The 1,101-nt window shown below is 41.8% G+C and carries 1 CRISPR repeat array.

The features are described from left to right. Positions 1–3: 3 nt before the first annotated feature. Positions 4–1,094: direct repeats of the CRISPR family, unit length 30 nt; unit sequence GTTTCAATCCCTCATAGGTAGACTACAAAC. Positions 1,095–1,101: the final 7 nt, after the last annotated feature.

Raw genomic sequence — 1,101 nt, forward strand, 5'->3', positions numbered from 1 at the left:
CTCGTTTCAATCCCTCATAGGTAGACTACAAACATATGCCATATCTCGTGACGAGTCAGTTGTCTCCGAGTTTCAATCCCTCATAGGTAGACTACAAACTGCTGCAGGCAGCAATTGCACCGATTACCTTAAGTAAGTTTCAATCCCTCATAGGTAGACTACAAACTCCTTCCACGACCAGTTGGCCAGGGGCCAGCATTCGTTTCAATCCCTCATAGGTAGACTACAAACTAATCTGTTGGACGGGCGATAGCCCGTCCTCTTTTTGTTTCAATCCCTCATAGGTAGACTACAAACATTGTCAAAATTGATTGATGTCGTTGGGTCAACATGGTTTCAATCCCTCATAGGTAGACTACAAACGCATCCAACCATGCGAGTGTCGAGATTCGAAAAATGTTTCAATCCCTCATAGGTAGACTACAAACACCTCCAGTTTTTGCCAATTAAGAAATATGAAAATTGTTTCAATCCCTCATAGGTAGACTACAAACAAGCTGAAACCCACCGCCTGTAAAATCATATACGTCAGTTTCAATCCCTCATAGGTAGACTACAAACTCATTGCAAAGGACTCAACGCAAAAAGACTTTATACAGTTTCAATCCCTCATAGGTAGACTACAAACAAATAGCAGAATGCCGAAAGGAGCCAGGTCAGAATGGTTTCAATCCCTCATAGGTAGACTACAAACTGTATGATGGTACTCACCTCCATGGTCTGTAGAATCGTTTCAATCCCTCATAGGTAGACTACAAACAGAGGTAAAAACTGCCAACGCTAGACAGGCAAGGTTCGTTTCAATCCCTCATAGGTAGACTACAAACGCAAAACCAAAACATTAAATTCTAGTAAATATTACGGTTTCAATCCCTCATAGGTAGACTACAAACGGAGGATTGCGGAGAATATATCGTTGAATATCACGAGTTTCAATCCCTCATAGGTAGACTACAAACAAGAAGCAAAGCTCATTACAACCGCTATCGCTGAAAAGGTTTCAATCCCTCATAGGTAGACTACAAACGCGTTCAAGATGGCTCAGAAGCATCGAAACTTTTTCGGTTTCAATCCCTCATAGGTAGACTACAAACGTGTGCA

Source organism: Acetomicrobium thermoterrenum DSM 13490 (genome assembly GCF_900107215.1).
In the GTDB taxonomy this organism is placed as follows: domain Bacteria; phylum Synergistota; class Synergistia; order Synergistales; family Acetomicrobiaceae; genus Acetomicrobium; species Acetomicrobium thermoterrenum.